The 14451-nt window shown below is 69.0% G+C and carries 13 protein-coding genes; 4 read left to right on the top strand and 9 right to left on the bottom strand.

Going from position 1 to position 14451, the window contains the following annotated elements; all coding sequences use genetic code 11:
- Nucleotides 1-46: 46 nt before the first annotated feature.
- Nucleotides 47-1114: a PDDEXK nuclease domain-containing protein gene (locus ABZS29_RS11070; RefSeq protein WP_355460670.1), complete on the top strand. Its 1068-nt coding sequence runs from the start codon at nucleotides 47-49 to the stop codon at nucleotides 1112-1114.
- A gap of 281 nt (nucleotides 1115-1395) precedes the next feature.
- Here the strand turns inward: ABZS29_RS11070 and ABZS29_RS11065 are convergent, their stop codons facing one another.
- Nucleotides 1396-1869, bottom strand: coding sequence for a nitroreductase family deazaflavin-dependent oxidoreductase (locus ABZS29_RS11065; RefSeq protein WP_355460668.1), 474 nt, complete (start codon nucleotides 1867-1869; stop codon nucleotides 1396-1398).
- A 116-nt stretch (nucleotides 1870-1985) separates the two neighbouring features.
- Between ABZS29_RS11065 and ABZS29_RS11060 the strand changes: the two genes are divergently transcribed.
- On the top strand, nucleotides 1986-2675 hold the full coding sequence (locus ABZS29_RS11060) for a TetR/AcrR family transcriptional regulator (RefSeq protein WP_355460666.1): 690 nt from the start codon (nucleotides 1986-1988) through the stop codon (nucleotides 2673-2675).
- Here the strand turns inward: ABZS29_RS11060 and aat are convergent.
- The gene (aat, locus tag ABZS29_RS11055) at nucleotides 2668-3333 is read right to left on the bottom strand and encodes a leucyl/phenylalanyl-tRNA--protein transferase (RefSeq protein ID WP_355460665.1); all 666 of its coding nucleotides are present in this window, start codon (nucleotides 3331-3333) and stop codon (nucleotides 2668-2670) included. The two genes, ABZS29_RS11060 and aat, sit on opposite strands and share 8 nt — an antisense overlap.
- Before the next feature lie 132 nt (nucleotides 3334-3465).
- Here aat and ABZS29_RS11050 point away from each other — a divergent pair, with 132 nt between their 5' ends.
- Complete coding sequence (locus tag ABZS29_RS11050; RefSeq protein WP_355460663.1) at nucleotides 3466-4161, top strand: EcsC family protein; 696 nt, start codon at nucleotides 3466-3468, stop codon at nucleotides 4159-4161.
- A gap of 135 nt (nucleotides 4162-4296) precedes the next feature.
- Here ABZS29_RS11050 and ABZS29_RS11045 read toward each other — a convergent pair whose 3' ends face one another.
- The 3 genes from ABZS29_RS11045 to ABZS29_RS11035 are packed head-to-tail and all read right to left on the bottom strand — an operon-like array spanning nucleotide 4297 to nucleotide 8379.
- Entirely contained in the window at nucleotides 4297-6603 is a 2307-nt protein-coding gene (locus ABZS29_RS11045) for an NB-ARC domain-containing protein (protein WP_355460661.1), read from the bottom strand.
- Nucleotides 6600-7397 (bottom strand): helix-turn-helix domain-containing protein, encoded by a 798-nt coding sequence (locus ABZS29_RS11040; protein WP_355460658.1) that lies wholly within the window; start codon nucleotides 7395-7397, stop codon nucleotides 6600-6602. Before ABZS29_RS11040 ends, ABZS29_RS11045 begins: the two co-directional genes overlap by 4 nt.
- 55 nt (nucleotides 7398-7452) lie before the next feature.
- Nucleotides 7453-8379, bottom strand: coding sequence for a hydroxymethylglutaryl-CoA lyase (locus ABZS29_RS11035; RefSeq protein ID WP_355460656.1), 927 nt, complete (start codon nucleotides 8377-8379; stop codon nucleotides 7453-7455).
- 47 nt (nucleotides 8380-8426) lie between these two features.
- Between ABZS29_RS11035 and ABZS29_RS11030 the strand changes: the two genes are divergently transcribed.
- Nucleotides 8427-9056 (top strand): GNAT family N-acetyltransferase, encoded by a 630-nt coding sequence (locus ABZS29_RS11030; RefSeq protein WP_355460655.1) that lies wholly within the window; start codon nucleotides 8427-8429, stop codon nucleotides 9054-9056.
- On the opposite strand, the gene ABZS29_RS11025 is transcribed toward ABZS29_RS11030, so the two are convergent.
- The 4 genes from ABZS29_RS11025 to ABZS29_RS11010 all read right to left on the bottom strand — a co-directional run bounded on the left by ABZS29_RS11025 (nucleotide 9053) and on the right by ABZS29_RS11010 (nucleotide 14329).
- Nucleotides 9053-11167, bottom strand: coding sequence for a hypothetical protein (locus ABZS29_RS11025; protein ID WP_355460653.1), 2115 nt, complete (start codon nucleotides 11165-11167; stop codon nucleotides 9053-9055). The two genes, ABZS29_RS11030 and ABZS29_RS11025, sit on opposite strands and share 4 nt — an antisense overlap.
- A 72-nt stretch (nucleotides 11168-11239) precedes the next feature.
- On the bottom strand, nucleotides 11240-12013 hold the full coding sequence (locus tag ABZS29_RS11020; protein WP_355460652.1) for a metallophosphoesterase family protein: 774 nt from the start codon (nucleotides 12011-12013) through the stop codon (nucleotides 11240-11242).
- Between the two features lie 52 nt (nucleotides 12014-12065).
- Nucleotides 12066-13535, bottom strand: coding sequence for a type IV secretion system protein (locus tag ABZS29_RS11015; RefSeq protein WP_355460650.1), 1470 nt, complete (start codon nucleotides 13533-13535; stop codon nucleotides 12066-12068).
- Nucleotides 13520-14329 (bottom strand): hypothetical protein, encoded by an 810-nt coding sequence (locus ABZS29_RS11010; RefSeq protein ID WP_355460648.1) that lies wholly within the window; start codon nucleotides 14327-14329, stop codon nucleotides 13520-13522. Before ABZS29_RS11010 ends, ABZS29_RS11015 begins: the two co-directional genes overlap by 16 nt.
- Between the last annotated feature and the right edge of the window lie 122 nt (nucleotides 14330-14451).

Raw genomic sequence — 14451 nt, 5'->3', positions numbered from 1 at the left:
TGGAATCCCTTCGTGTCGCAGACGTGTCCCGCGAAAGCGTTGCCGCATGAACGACAAACCACGCTTCGAAAGCGCCCCCGCCCGATCGTCCCTGCCCACGTGGTACCCCGATTTGCTGGACGACATTTCCGAACACATCAGCACCGGCCACCGCCGCGCCGTCACGGCGGCCAACCAGGAGACGTTGCGGAGTTACTGGTCCATCGGGCACGAGATCCTGAAGCGACAGTCCGAGGAAGGCTGGGGCGCCCGGGTCATCGATCGCCTCTCGACCGACCTCAAGTCACGCTTCCCCGGAGCGAAGGGGTACTCCCCCCGCAACCTGAAGTACATGCGCGCCTTCGCAGCCGGCTGGCCGGACCTCTCAATTGTGCAGCGCAGCGTTGCACAATTGCCGTGGCGGCATCACATGGCCCTGCTGGACAAGCTCAGCACGCCTGAACTACGCCGTTGGTACGCCGCCGCGGCGGCTGAGCACGGGTGGAGCCGTGATGTGCTCGCGCTGCACATCGACGCCCGATTCCACGAGCGAGCCGGCAAGGCGATCACCAACTTCGCCACGACGATGCCGCCGGGTGACTCCGACCTTGCGCAGCAAGCAACCCGCGATCCGTACCTGTTCGACTTCCTCGGCACGACCGACGGCTGGCACGAACGCGAGGTCGAGCAGAAGCTCGTCGAACATGTCGGCAAGTTCCTGCTGGAGCTCGGCCAGGGCTTCGCGTTCATCGGGCAGCAGGTGCGCCTCGAGCTCGGCGGCGACGAGTTCTTCTGCGATCTGCTCTTCTACCACCTCGAGCTGCGCTGCTACGTCGTCGTGGAGCTGAAGGCGGTGAAGTTCAACGCAGCTTTCCTCGGTCAGCTCGGGCTCTACATGGCCGTAGTGGACGACGTCCTCGCGAAGGACGGGGACAAGCCGACGATCGGGCTGCTCCTGTGCCGGAACAAGAACGAGGTCGTCGCGGAGTACGCGCTGCGGGGTTACAAGGCGCCGATCGGCGTGGCCGAGTGGACCGAGGCGATCGAGAACTCGCTGCCGGAGGAGTTCCAGTCGGTGCTTCCCAGCGTCGCCACGCTGGAAGCAGAGCTGTCGGAGCATGCACCGGAGGCCTGATACTCACCGCCATTTGTGCAAGTGCCGCTTGCACAAATGACACGCCGCTCAATTCTGCAACGCTGCGTTGCAGAATTGAGCGGCACCTCCTTCCGGGTCCTGCGGTCCTCGAGGCGGAACTCTCGATGCCGGAGGAGTAGGACGGTCGCGCCTCAGCTCCCGCCTTGCCACCGACCGCCTCAGCAGGCCGCGCCCGCCGGCGCCCACGGCCGGCCCGGGCGGGAAAGGCCGCCGCTGCACGCGCGACCCGCACGGGTGGGGTTGCCACCTCAACCGACTGTTCAGGCGGGGTTGATGCGGAAGGCGGGGACGCCGGGGGCTACGTGCTGGAGGACCTCGTCGGGGGAGTCCTTCGTGACGTCGCCTTCGAAGAAGGCGCCTACTTCCCAGGACCACTTCTTGAGGTAGAGGCGGAGGATGGCGGTCTTTTCGGTGTCGGCGAGTTCTTCGGCGCGGAAGGTTTCGGTGGTGCGGCCGAGTTGGAGGCGGGCTTCGGGGGTGGCGCGGAGGTTGCGGACCCACTGGGTGTGGCCGCGGGGGGCGACCAGGTAGCGCTGGCCGTCGAGGACGAGGAGGTTGACGGGGGTGCTGCGCCACTCGCCGGACTTGCGGCCGCGGACGGAGAGGACGCGGCTACCCATCAGGCTGATGCCGAGCTTGGTGAGGCGGGCGACGATGCGGTTGAAGACGCGCATGCTGCCTTCGCCGCCGGTGAAGACGCGCTTGCTGTCGTAGGTCTGCTTGTACTCCGGCATCGTCGGACTCCTTCTCGGCGGTTTGCGAGAGCAGTGCTCTCTGTTGTGATCAGTGAACACGGAAGCAGTGATCACTGTCAAGAGCAGTGCTCTCGGTTTTGTGGCAGACTGGCGGCATGAGCGCTCCACGGACTGCCCGTGCGCGGGCCAGAGCTGAGCTGACCGGCGAGATCAAGGCGGCCGCGCGGCGGCAGCTGGAGACCAGCGGCGCGGAGAGTTTGTCGCTGCGGGCGATCTCGCGTGAGCTCGGCATGGTGTCGTCCGCGCTCTACCGCTACTTCCCCAGTCGTGACGACCTGCTCACCGCGCTCATCATCGACGCGTACGACGCCCTCGGCGAGGCGGCCGAAGCAGCGGCCAAGCAGGAGTACCCGCACCCGCGCGAGGCCTGGATCGCCGTGTACGCCGCTGTCCGCGACTGGGCCCGCGCCAACCCGCACGAGTACGCGCTGATCTACGGTTCGCCGATCACCGGCTACCAGGCGCCCCAGACGACCGTGCAGCCCGCCACCCGCGTGCCGATGGTCCTGCTACGCATCCTCCAGCAAGCCAACGAGGAGGGCTGGGTGCAGAAGCTCGACGCGCCCGAGCCGACCGGCCGATTGGCCGAGCAGGTCGACATCGTCGCTCCGCTCGCCCCCGGCGTACCGCGGCCGTTGCTGCTGCGGATGGTGATCGCGTGGACGCAGCTGTTCGGAATGATCAGCTTCGAGCTGTTCGGCCAGCTGGTCGGCTCGATGGACCCCGCCGACGACTTCTTCAAGGAGACCAGTCGGCAGATGGCTGCCTACGTCGGGATCAGCTGAACGCCTTCGGCAGGGGCAACGGCAGCGCCCGGCGAACCCGCCTTACGTACTCATCGCGCGGGATCGAGATCGCGCCCATCGTCGCGAGGTGGTCGGTCACCCACTGGATGTCGAACACCCGCTCGGCGGCGTACTCGTCGTCGAGCAGCTCGATCAGCCCGGCCACGGCCGCCTTGGATCCGTCGGTCTTGTGATGGAACATCGACTCCCCGGCGAACAGTCCGCCGATCGCGACGCCGTACAGGCCGCCGGCGAGTTCGTCGCCGTCCCAGGCCTCGACCGAGTGCACCCAGCCGAGCCGGTGCAGTTCGGTGTACGACGCGATGATGTCGCGGTCGATCCACGCGCCTGGCCGGCGCGGGTCCGCGCAGGCGCGGATCACCTGGTCGAACGCCGTGTTCACGCGAATCTCGAACTTGCTCCGCGCCCGCCGTACCGTGCGGGTCGGCTGATACCCGGCGACCTCGATCACGCCGCGGTCCACCGGCGACCACCACAGCAGCGAGTTGCGGTGGTCCGGCATCGGGAACAGCCCTTGCCGGTACGCCGCCAGCACCGTCCCCGGACGCAGATCCGCGCCACCCGCCACCACGTCGCTGTCACCGGCGACCGACACCGGCGGGAAGTCCCACACTGACGCAGCAGGCTCGACAGGCATCCTCACATCCTGGACCACGGCAGATTCCAGGGCACACCGAGGGTTTCTCCCGAGTGGCGGGCGGACACGGGCCACGTAGAGTTGAAGCACGCCCGGGTCACTGACGCGTGGGGCTGGGCGGGAAGGAGCACCGTGGCCGGAGTAGCCAGGTTCGTCGCCAGTAGTCTCGCGCCCGCCGCCCAGCGGTTCGCGCCGCAAGCCGCGGCGGGGGTGCTGCGCCAGATCCTCGAGTTCGCCATCGACGGGTACCAGCGTTTCCCGAGCGCCGAGCAGGTCGCGGACAACAAGCTCGCCAAGACCGGCGGTGACACTCAGCTGGCGATCGACGCCGTCGTCGACCAGCACATCCGGCTCGCCGGGGTGCAGGGGTTCGTCACCAGCGTCGGCGGTCTGGTCACGCTGCCGGTCGCACTCCCGGCCAACCTGACCGGTCTCGCCATCGTGCAGGCCCGGATGGTCGCGGCGATCGCGCACCTGCGCGGTTACGACCTCGACGACCCACGGGTTCGAACGGCCGTGATCACCTGTCTGCTCGGCGAGGACGGCGTCACCGACCGGCTGAAGAAGTCCAGCCTGGTGAGCTCGCCGCTCGCCATCGCGACTGCCCCGGTCTTCGACCCCGAGCTCGACCGCCAGGTCGCCACCGAGGTCGTCGCCGAGCTGATCGCCCGGGTCAGCGGCAAGCGGATGGCGCTCACCGTCACCCGCCGCGTCCCGCTGCTCGGCGGTGCAGTCGGAGCGGGAGTCGACGGCTGGTCGACGTACCGGATCGGTCAGTACGCCGACAAGAGCCTCATCCGCCGGATCCGGCGGCCGATCGAGCAGTAGCCGCTGGTCAGCCCCAGTCCCAAGCACGCATCTCAGTTCCACCTCTGTCCGTTCCGGCACTCACTGTGAGCGCCGAGACTCAGCCTGGCGTCGGAGGCTTCGACCGGACAGGGACAAAGTGGTACACCGCGGCGGTCAGCTCGGGGCAGTCGTCCCGTGCGCCGCATAGACCGCTTCGGCGAGCTGGAGCTGCTCTTTGCCGTCGGCATCCCGGCCGAGTTCGAGATAGGTCTGCCCGAGGCCGGTCCTGATCCGCGCCTCGCGATCCCACAGCTCGCGGCTCACCGCGATTCCCAGGCCCTCGAGATAGGCGGCCAAGGCCTCCGGGTGGCGATCGAGATCGCCGTACGCCGCGCCCAGTTCGCACAATGCCTCGGCCAGAACTCCACGAGTGTCGTGCTCCCGGATGACGTCCACGCCGGCCAGCAGCACGTCAATCGCCAGCGCCGCCTGACCGCACTCCCGCAACGACGCACCGGCGCTGATGTGCATTCTGCACAGGACATCGGGGTTGTCCTGGACGAGAGCGATCGCGCGCTCGAACGATTCCACTTGGAGCGCGGACTCCCCAGCGCGTCCGTGGAGCATGCCGAGCGTCAGCTGCGCCCACGAGCCTTGCCCGGCGGCTTCGGGCACTCGGTCGATCAGGTCGAGGGCTTCGCGCACGTACCCGAACCCCTCCGGTACGCGATCGGCCTGCTCAAGCATGTGGGCGAGATTCACCAAGGAGCTGATCAGAAACTCCTGCTGCCCGATCAGCCGGGCGGCGTCCGTGGCCAACGCCAACTGGTCGGCGGCGGCGGAGAAGTCATTGAGCTCGCCGAGCGCGAGGCCGAGATCGAAATGGACGAGTGCCGCGCCGACCGGGTCCGATCGCAGGTCGACGACTTCGGCAGCCGCGCGGTTCACGTCGCGCCACTCCAGCCACCGCAGCCGGGAGGGGCCGAAGACGTTCATCCCGACGGCGATCCGGACCGCGAGCTGCCGATCGGACTCGGTACCCCGAGCGGCCCGCCGTACCAGGTCGACGAGTGCGGATCGGTCGGCGTCGAGCCAATCGAGGACGTCGGTGAGTTCGGTGAGATCTCGCGCAGGCTCGGCCCAGCTCGGGTCCCGCCAGGCCGCGCTCATCGGCGCCTCGCCGGCCAACTCGTCGGCCCGCCAAAGCATCGCGAGGTAGCAGTTGAGAACGCGCTCCTCAATCCTCCGCTGGTCCTCTGCACGCGCGCCTTCGCGACCGACGGCCCGGACCAGGTCGTGCAGCCGGTAGCGGTGCAGCGTCGGCGCCTCCAGCAGATGCACGTCGACCAACCGATCGAGGAGCTCCTCCGTCTCGTCGACCGTCCGCCCCAGCGCGGCAGCCGCCACCCGCAGCGAGAACTCGCCGGGATCAAGCAAAGCCAGTACGCCGAACGCTTCCGCCGCATCCCGGTCAGCCGGTACCGAGCGCAGGTCGTCGATGGACAGCGCGATCGACGCCCGCACACCCGTCTCTTGATTGGCGAGCTCGCCCAGCCGGGTGCTCGCATCGGCCAGCCGATCCGCGAGCTCCTGCACCGGTCGACCGCTCGGCAGCCGCCCGCCGGCGATGCGCAACGCGAGCGGCAGGTTCCCACAAGCGTGTACGACGGCCAGCGCCGCCTCGGGCTCGGCCGCGATCAGAGCTGCGCCGATCACTTCACCGAGCAAGTGCAGCGCCTCGTCATCGGACAACACGTCGAGCCGCAGGTGCAGCGCCCCGGCCAGTTGGTCGAGCAGGCGTCGGCTCGTGATCACCGCGGCCGATCCCGACGTACCAGGGATGAGCGGGGTGACCTGCTCCGCGTTCGCCGCATCATCCAGTACGACGAGCACTCGGCGCCCCGCGAGCGCCGTACGGTATCGGGCGGCCGCGGCAGCAAGCTCGTCCGGAATCTCCTGCGCCGGTACGCCGAGGGTCCGCAGCAGCGAGGTGAGCGCCTGCAAGGGCGGAACCGGCTCGGTCTCGCCACGCAGGTTCAGGTAGATCCGGCCGTCCGGGAACTGCGCTTCGACGAGATGCCCAACGTGGATCGCGAGCGTGGTCTTGCCGACCCCGCCCATCCCGGTCACCGCGGAGATCACGACGCTGGTCGGCCGCGCCGGCTCGCGGGTTCGCAGCAGCAGATCGGTCAGCGTCTGCACCGACTCGGCCCGGCCGACAAAGTCCGTGACGCCCGCGGGCAAGCGGTCTTGTGTCTCGGTCGGTCGCCGCGCAGCCTGCTCCAGCTCATCCCGGTCCTCGGTAGTGAGCTCAAGCGCATCCGCGAGCCTGCTCACCGTGAGCGCCCGCGGATAGCGGCGGCGGCCGATCTCGAGCGTCCGGATCGCTTCCACGCTGAGGCCGGAGGACTCGGCAAGCTGCTCCTGCGTCAGCCCGGACTCAGCACGGAACCGACGTAACAGTTCCGGCACACCACTCACGAGCCACCCGCCGTTCTCTTGGTTCGGAGCCAGCCGCGGAGATCGGCCGGGGACCACGACGGCCTGCCGACCATTCGGGCGGCCGCTCGCCGCAACGCCGCGGGCGAGCCTTCGCAGAGCTCGATCACCTCGAGCGTTGCCGCGGGATCCTGCTGCCAGCGGTCGGCGCCGACGATCTGGTGCAGCAATCGCTCCGCGTCTGCGGTGGGCAGTGCGCCGAGCTCGATGTGAACCGCCTCGTCGAGAGGCTGCCGACTCGTCACGAGGACGGTCCCAGTTGTTGCCTTAGGCACCTGTTTTGCCGACTGGACGTCGTCGAGGACGAGCAGTGCACCTTCGACGGGTCGTACCGGCTGCGACGTCATCCGGGCGTTCACGAAGATCTCGCCGTTCGGGAAGGCGACCTGGCGCGCGGCGTGCACGGCGAGCGCCGTCTTGCCGGCGCCGGCGCGGCCGGTGATCACGACCGTCCCCGGCGAGGCCAGCAGGCCGACCAGGCGCCGTACCTCGTCGGCTCGGCCAGTGAAGTCCTGGACGTCGGCGGGCAGTTCGTGTGGCACGAACTGCCGCTCCGCGCCGGCCGCGGCAGTGAATCGGGCCCGCTCGCCGGCGGCCAGACCGAGCGCATCGATCAGCAGTCGAAGCGTTTCATCGCGGGGTGACTTCCGGCGGCCGGACTCGAGACTGCGGATCGTCTCGATCCCCACGCCGGACCGCTCGGCCAGAGCTCCTTGGGTCAACTCAGCCGCGCCCCGGAACCGTCGTAGCAACTCACCGAACGAACGCGCCTGCACACCGGCTCCCATCCGTTATCCGAAGGGCCACCGGCATGCTACCCGGAGTGACTGATCAGCCCGCCAGGGCCTGCACCACTCGGCTCGGCGACGGCTTGCCGAGCTGCTCGGCCATCCAGACGCTGGTCTCGACGAGCTTGGGCAGGTCGACACCGGTGCTGATGCCGAGACCGTCGAGCTGCCAGACCAGATCCTCGGTGGCAAGGTTCCCGGTGGCGGACTCGGCGTACGGGCAACCGCCGAGGCCGCCGGCCGAGCTGTCGACGGTGGTGACGCCTTCGCGCAGCGCGGTCAGCGTGTTGGCCAGCGCCTGGCCGTAGGTGTCGTGGAAGTGCACGGCGAGCTTGTCCGGGCCGACGCCGGCCGCGCCGAACGCGCTGATCAAGGCGATCACGTGGCCGGGTGTCGCGACGCCGATCGTGTCACCGAGGGAGAGTTCGTGGCAGCCGAGGTCGACCAGCCGCGCACCCACCTTCACCACCTGATCGATCGGTACGTCGCCCTCCCACGGATCGCCGTAACACATCGACACGTAGCCGCGGACGGTCAAACCCTCGGCCAGCGCCCGCTGGACGGTCGGGGTGAACATCGCGAACTGCTCGTCGACGGTCGAGTTCAGGTTCTTCGCCGCGAACGTCTCGGTGGCGCTCGCGAAGATCGCGATCTCCCGTACGCCGGCCGCCAGCGCGCGATCGAGACCGCGTTCGTTCGGCACGAGAACGGGCGCGCGAACCTCGCCGGGCAGGTCGAGCCGGCCGAGCAGCTCGGTCGCGTCGGCGAGCTGCGGAACCCACTTCGGGTGCACGAAGCTGGTCGTCTCCACCGTCCGCAGCCCGGCCTCGACCAAGCGGCGGATGAACTCCGCCTTCACCTCGACGTCGACGATCGCCGACTCGTTCTGCAGTCCGTCCCGCGGTCCGACCTCGTAGATCGTGACCTGGTCGGGCAGTCCGCCGGCCTGCACCAGCTGCGGTGTCCGCATATGTCGCCTCCGTGCGTTCGGTGGGTTCTCCACCACAATGGCTCGTGATGACAACTCTGGCTGACATTCTGCGCGGCGTCGAAGGTGGCGTCTTCCCGGCTCCCGACCTGGGCGTGACCGTCGTCTCAGCCCCGTCCGCACGGGAGGCGTGCGTACTGGCCTTCACCGGCCACAGCGTGGTCGCGGCCGACGTCGACGCCGCCTGGGTCGCGGACCGCCTGCCGCCCGAGGATCTCGCCGCTCCCGTCTCGCCGCCGTTCCTGACTGCGCTTGGTCAGGCGACCGGGCGCCAGGCGCAGGCCCTCGACGCGATGCTGCTCGCGCCGGCGGTCGCGGACGCCGCCGTACTGGCTGGGCTCGAAGAGCTCACCAGCCGTGATCATCCTCGCGTCCGGCGCGCTTTCGAGTTCCGTGACGACGTCCGCGCGTACGTCGATCCGTACGGCGGCGTCGTGACCACCGGCCGCGGCGTGGCCGGTCGGCTGGAGTGCGCGATCGAGGTCCCGGACTCGGTGCAGGGTCAAGGACACGGGCGCCGCCTCGCGCGCGCCGCCCGCGCCTTGATCCCTGCTGACACGCACATCTGGGCGCAGATCACGCCCGGCAATGCCGCGTCGCTCCGCGCGTTCCTTGCCGCGGGCTATCGCCTCGTCGGTTCGGAGATCCTGCTTCTCTAGTAGGTCGGTTCGATCGAACGGCCTGCGCTGGTGATGGCGGTGACATTGGTCAGCGTCGTCGGCAACGCGACCCGAGGCGTCAGGGTGCCGTCCGCGCGGCGGCGCCGGGTGTAGAGCTTGCCGCCGGAGGTGGCAGTGATCTGCAGCTCGCCACCAACCGAGGACGCCGCGACCTGGTCAGCCGCGTCGCCGGTCTGGGTCGGCCACTGCCAGCTGCCGTCGGTGTGCTGGATCGCGTAGTACAGCTGGCCGCCGGCGGCGATCACGACCATCATCTCGTCGCCGACCACAGTCACCGCCACGGACGTGATACCTGCCAGCGTGACGAACAGGTTCCGCGAACTCCAACTGCCGCTGGCATTGCGCACGCGATGGTAGATGCGGCCGGAACCTTCGACCTGGATCAGGTGGAAGGTGCTGTGGAATTCTGTGGCTGCCACCAGGTTCGCGGCGTCGCCGAGCCGGTTCGGTCCGTCCCAGCGACCGTCGGCGTACTGCATCGTGTGGTAGACGACTCCACCCGACGCGAACGCCACCTGCAGGCTGCCGACCACTACCGCGGCCGTCATGGACGACACTGCATTCAGCCCACCGAAGAGGTTCCGGCTGCCCCAACTGCCGTCGACGGCGCGCACTCGGTGGTAGATCGCGTCACCGGTCATCTCCATGACGTCCAGCGCGCCGTTGCGCTCGGCCGCCGCGACGAGGCGGGCCGGGCCGCCCAGTGAGTTCAGTTCTGTCCAGGCTCCGCCGACCTGCTGGATCCCGTGATGCACGCCGGTCTCCGTCGCCACGACGAGCTGCAGTTGCGGATCGAGCGACGTACCGGTGGAGTCGAGTCGGTAGAGCGCGGCAGCGCCAGGGGCCAGCGAGACCGAGAGCGAGGCCGGGCTCGGCTGTGCCGTATAGGTCCTGGTCTCCGGGTCGAAGCGCGAGACGCCGGAGACCGTGGTGGTGTCGAGGTTGAGGGTGGCCTGCGCAGAGGTCGCGTGGGACCAGTTCGCCACCCACAACCACCTGGTCAGCGGCTTGCGATCCTTGCTGCGGAACGTGCCGAGCACGACCGGGCTGCCGCTGGTGCTGGTCACGAACCTGTCCGGTGTGAACGGCTCCGCGTTCGGCGGGACCGACCCGTTCGCGTGCACCACCCGCTCCGACACGAGCGGCTTGAGCTGGGAACCGGCCGGCGCGAGCCAGCTCTTGTTGAGCGTCGTGGCGTAGTCGTAGAGCGGCGACCGATTGCCCTCGTAGTCGATCAGGGCCGCGCCGTAGGTCGGGGGCGGTTCTGGCGACCAGTAGCAGAAGTACTGGATGCCCTTGCAGCCGTAAGCCAAGCTGACGTTGACCTGCCAGGCCAGCTCGGCGGCCGACGGCGAGCGATAGCTCCAGTGCGGGACCGACAAGATGTAGATCCAGGTCGGTACGCCGGCGCCCAGACCGGCCGCGCGGAACTCCCGCCATTCGCCGCAGTAGTTGGCGTGGTCCGTGCCGTTGTCGTTCAAGGGATAGCGGTCGTACGACAGCATGTCCGGGCGGACGACGCCGACGAACTCGTGGATGTACTCGCGCCAGGACCCCTGGTCGGGAAGCAGGTTGATGTTCAGCAGCAGGTCCGGGGACAACTCACGCAGGGTCGCCGAGCCGGTGCCGAGGTCGGGAAACTTCGAGGTGTTCGCCGGTTCGTCGTCCAGCCGGAAGCCGGCGAACGATGGGTGCCGAAGGTACTCCGCACGCCGCTCGATCGCTTCCTTGGGCCAGTTGACGACAATCGCCTTCAGCCCGACCTGATCGGTGAGTTCCAGCGTGGAATGCACCGTCTCCGGGGTTTCGTCTTCCGGTTTCGAGCTGCCGTTGCCGACGAAGGAGAACGTGAAGCCGGCATCCTTCATCTCCTGGAAACGCTCCAGCAGATTGAACCTGCGTTGCATCGACGGCGGCCAGAAGGCGCCGATCGGGAATTCCGGTCCGGACAGGATCGGCAACGCCGAGCGCGGCGCGGCTACCGCTTGGGTTGTTCGGGCCAGAGCTTTGGTGGCGGGCAGGAAGGGCACGAGGCCGGCCGCGGCGGCGAGCTTGAGTACTCCGCGGCGGCCCATCGTCGGCGGGGTCATGGATCGCATTCGAGCACGCCGGCGATGATCGAACTACCGCTGCAATTCCGGTCGAACAGTTGTTGCCATGGGTTAATCGCGGTGGTACGTCCGGGCTTTGCCGGCGTAGAACGTGCCTCGGTAGTGGCCGTGGATGATCTCGGCCTCGTAGCCGTCGAGTTCGGGGGCGCCGAGGTCGCGGGCGACGGCGAGTTCGGCGTGGGCGTCGTACGGGACGCGGACGAACTGGATCGAGAAGGGCGCCTTGGGGTCGTCGGCGCCTTCGAGGATCGTGTAGACCGGCGTCGGGTCGTTCAGGCTGTTGCCGACCGAGCCGACGTTGATCAGCGTGCGGCCGAGATCGCATTCGTAGTAGGCGTCGTGGGTGTCGCCGTACGCGACGACGGTGGGCAGCGGGCCGTCGCCGGTCGCCGGGGTGTTCTCGAACATGCCCAGGTACGCCGTCTCGTCGTGGTCGAAGTAGACGCGGCGGTGCACGGAGGTCGCGGACGCGTGGAAGATGCGGATCTGCCGGCCGCTGAGCCGGAAGTCGTGGCAGAACGGGAGACTGCGCAGCCAGACGTGCTGGTCCGGGCGGAGCTCCTCTCGCCACCAGAGCATGCTTCCGCCGGCCGGGTATTCGCGGTCGGGGTCGGGGAGGAAGTCGTCCCAGTTGCCTTGGATGTTCACCTCGCAGACCTCCCGGCAGCGGTCCACCACCGCCTGCCCCCGCGGACCCTTGCCGACATAGTCGCCGAGGTTGAAGATCCGCGTGATACCGCGGGCCGCGATGTCGGCCAGGACCGCTTCAAGTGCGGTGAGGTTGCCGTGGACGTCCGAGATGAGGGCGATCCGCTCGAGGTGCATGCGCGCCATCGTTCAAGGCCCGGCCGCGCCACGGCAAATCGTTTCTCATCGATCACCAACCGCCTGAGGGGCCGTCGTAGTTGGCCGAACTGGTGCCGGTGGTTGCGTAGGTCCGGGATGGTGCGCCGCCGGATGCTCCCGACGGGCCTCCTCCTGAGGAACCGCCTTGCGAACCGCCGCCGCCGTAGGAGCCCCCGCCGCCGTACGAGCCGCCGCCGCCTGACGCGCCGCCATATGAGCCTCCGCCCGACGCGCCACCGCTCGACGAGCTACCGCGGGAACCGCCACCGCGGGAACCGCCACCGCGGGAACCGCCACCGCGGGAACCGCCTCCGCGCGATCCGCTGGGGCCGAAGGAACTCGGGGTGCTGCCACCGCCGCCGCCTTCGCCGCTCGAGTGTGCGGCGGCTCCGGCGAGCGCACCGCCGGCTTTGCGGGCCGCCGTGACGGCCGCGCCTGCAGCGCCCATGCCTGCACCGACCGTGCGGGCACCCGACGCACCGCCACCCGCCCCACCGCCCGCGGCGCCACCGCCGGAGGCGCCGCCTGAACCGAGGCGGGCGCGGCCGACGTTGACGGCGCCGGTCGCGAGACCGCCGGGGTCGGCGACCGAGCTGCCCATCGCGGCGCTGCCGCCGGCGACGGCCGCGGTGAGCGGTACGGCGAAGCGCAGCAGCGCGGGTAGTGCGAAGACGGCGAGCATCAGCATCATGATTCCGGTCATCGCCTGCACCAACTGGTTGTCGCTGGGCAACATCGCGGACTGGTTGAGCTTCATCGCCGCCGCGTAGATCAGCGCGGCGGCGGGCTTGTACGCGATGAAGGCGAGCGACCAACCGCAGAACTTGCGGAACCACGTCCGGCCGACCTCGGTGTTGGTCGCGGCGGCCGCGAGCGGGAAGGTGCCGGCGAGCAGCACCAGCATCGCGGACCGGATCAGCAGCAACAGGATCTGGATCACCGACGCGCACATCACCGAGACCGTCACGCACAGGGCGAGGATGACCTGCCCGGTGGCGACGCCGAGCTGGGTGAACGAACCGTTCGCGACGATCGAGTTCAGACCGGCCTCGACGTTCCCGCCGGAGGCCTGCGCCACGATGTCGTGAGCGAACCCGTCGGACCATTCGGTCAGCAACTGAAGCACCGCCGCCCCCGCGCCACAGACCAGCACGAACGTCATCATTGCCTTGAGCAACTCTTGGATCGGCTTGGCGCGTTGCTCCCAGGCGGTTCGCGCACCGGCGATCAGGATCGCGAGGGTGAAGATCGCCGCGACGACGGGGACGGTGCTGTGCTGCAGGTACTCGACCGGGCCGCTGTTCTTCCAGCCGCCCGCGTTGGTCGCGATCGTTGCGTCCGGCACCTTCAGCCAGAGTGTCGCCATCGAATGCATGGAGTCGAGCGCGGCCTGGCTGGCCTGGTGCAGCAGCGAGTCCAGGCTCGACGTCGCGACCGAGACGAAACCCTGCTTGATCTGACAGCCGATCTCGAGCTTCCCGCACATCAGAGACCACTCCACTTCACGAAGTCGGCGAGGTTGCGAACCTGGGCGAACGGCGCCCCGACGGCGGCACCCGGCGACGGTGGCTGCAGCCGCCAGTCGTGGTCGTGCCAGACCATCGTGAGCGTGAGACTCATGTACTGCGCCTCGACCGGTACGGCGAGCATCACCGTCACCTGATCGCGGTTAGCGGCGATGACGCGGTACCCGGCGAGTTGAGTCGCCTCGGAGGCGGTCGACGGCGACTCCTTGGCGGTCTGTCGCAGAAGCTCGTCGGTGTCCGGTCCAGGCACCATCAGCTTGCGAGCGCTGGCGGCGAGCTTGGTCGGATCGCCGAGCGCCGCCAGCACGTTGTACGCCGCGAACACCGCACCCGTCGGCGAATGCGCGAAACACCGCCGGAACCCGTCGGAGTCCGTCACCGCCGGCCCGAACTGCGCCGACCGAGGAACAACCACCCGCCGACTCACCTCCCACCCATCCACCGCAGGTCCCGTGGCAGGAACCGCCTGATCGCCAGTGGGGAGAGCACAGGTGGAACGGGAGGGGCGGGGGCACGCCCCAGAGCCGCCGGAGGTGGAACCAGCCGGGTCGCCCGAGCCGGAGCAGCTGGCGTCGGGAGTTGCTGGGCTGGCTGCCGTTCGCCGAGCCTCGCCCGGCGCGGCTGCGGCGGGGTTGGCGAGAGTGGTGGTGGCGGGGCCCGCCGGGCCGGCGACGAGCAGCACCACGCCGCAGGTGACGACCGCCGCGATCACGATGCAGGCCGCGACGAAGCCTGGGCCGAACGGTGTGGTGCTCTCGTTGTCGCTCATCCGCGTCCCCGATCCGAAGCTGAAAACCTGCTGGACCAAGGCTTGCAAAAATCGCCCGACCGCCGCGGAAGTTATCCACAGGCACCCGGCGAAGCGGTCTGGACAGGTGCTCGGTTACGCTC

Origin of the sequence: Kribbella sp. NPDC005582 (assembly GCF_040605415.1) — a bacterium.
In the GTDB taxonomy this organism is placed as follows: Bacteria; Actinomycetota; Actinomycetes; order Propionibacteriales; family Kribbellaceae; genus Kribbella.
Note: the sequence above shows the minus strand (reverse complement) of the source record. Positions and strands in the feature narration are given on the sequence as shown.

What these genes read in the sequence shown, in the direction of transcription:
- ABZS29_RS11060 (WP_355460666.1), top strand. Translation starts at nt 1,986, where the DNA reads ATGAGCGCTCCACGGACTGCCCGTGCGCGGGCCAGAGCTGAGCTGACC.
- ABZS29_RS11070 (WP_355460670.1), top strand. Translation starts at nt 47, where the DNA reads ATGAACGACAAACCACGCTTCGAAAGCGCCCCCGCCCGATCGTCCCTG.
- ABZS29_RS11025 (WP_355460653.1), bottom strand. Translation starts at nt 11,167, where the DNA reads ATGACCCCGCCGACGATGGGCCGCCGCGGAGTACTCAAGCTCGCCGCC.
- ABZS29_RS11030 (WP_355460655.1), top strand. Translation starts at nt 8,427, where the DNA reads ATGACAACTCTGGCTGACATTCTGCGCGGCGTCGAAGGTGGCGTCTTC.
- aat (WP_355460665.1), bottom strand. Translation starts at nt 3,333, where the DNA reads ATGCCTGTCGAGCCTGCTGCGTCAGTGTGGGACTTCCCGCCGGTGTCG.
- ABZS29_RS11010 (WP_355460648.1), bottom strand. Translation starts at nt 14,329, where the DNA reads ATGAGCGACAACGAGAGCACCACACCGTTCGGCCCAGGCTTCGTCGCG.
- ABZS29_RS11065 (WP_355460668.1), bottom strand. Translation starts at nt 1,869, where the DNA reads ATGCCGGAGTACAAGCAGACCTACGACAGCAAGCGCGTCTTCACCGGC.
- ABZS29_RS11020 (WP_355460652.1), bottom strand. Translation starts at nt 12,013, where the DNA reads ATGCACCTCGAGCGGATCGCCCTCATCTCGGACGTCCACGGCAACCTC.
- ABZS29_RS11035 (WP_355460656.1), bottom strand. Translation starts at nt 8,379, where the DNA reads ATGCGGACACCGCAGCTGGTGCAGGCCGGCGGACTGCCCGACCAGGTC.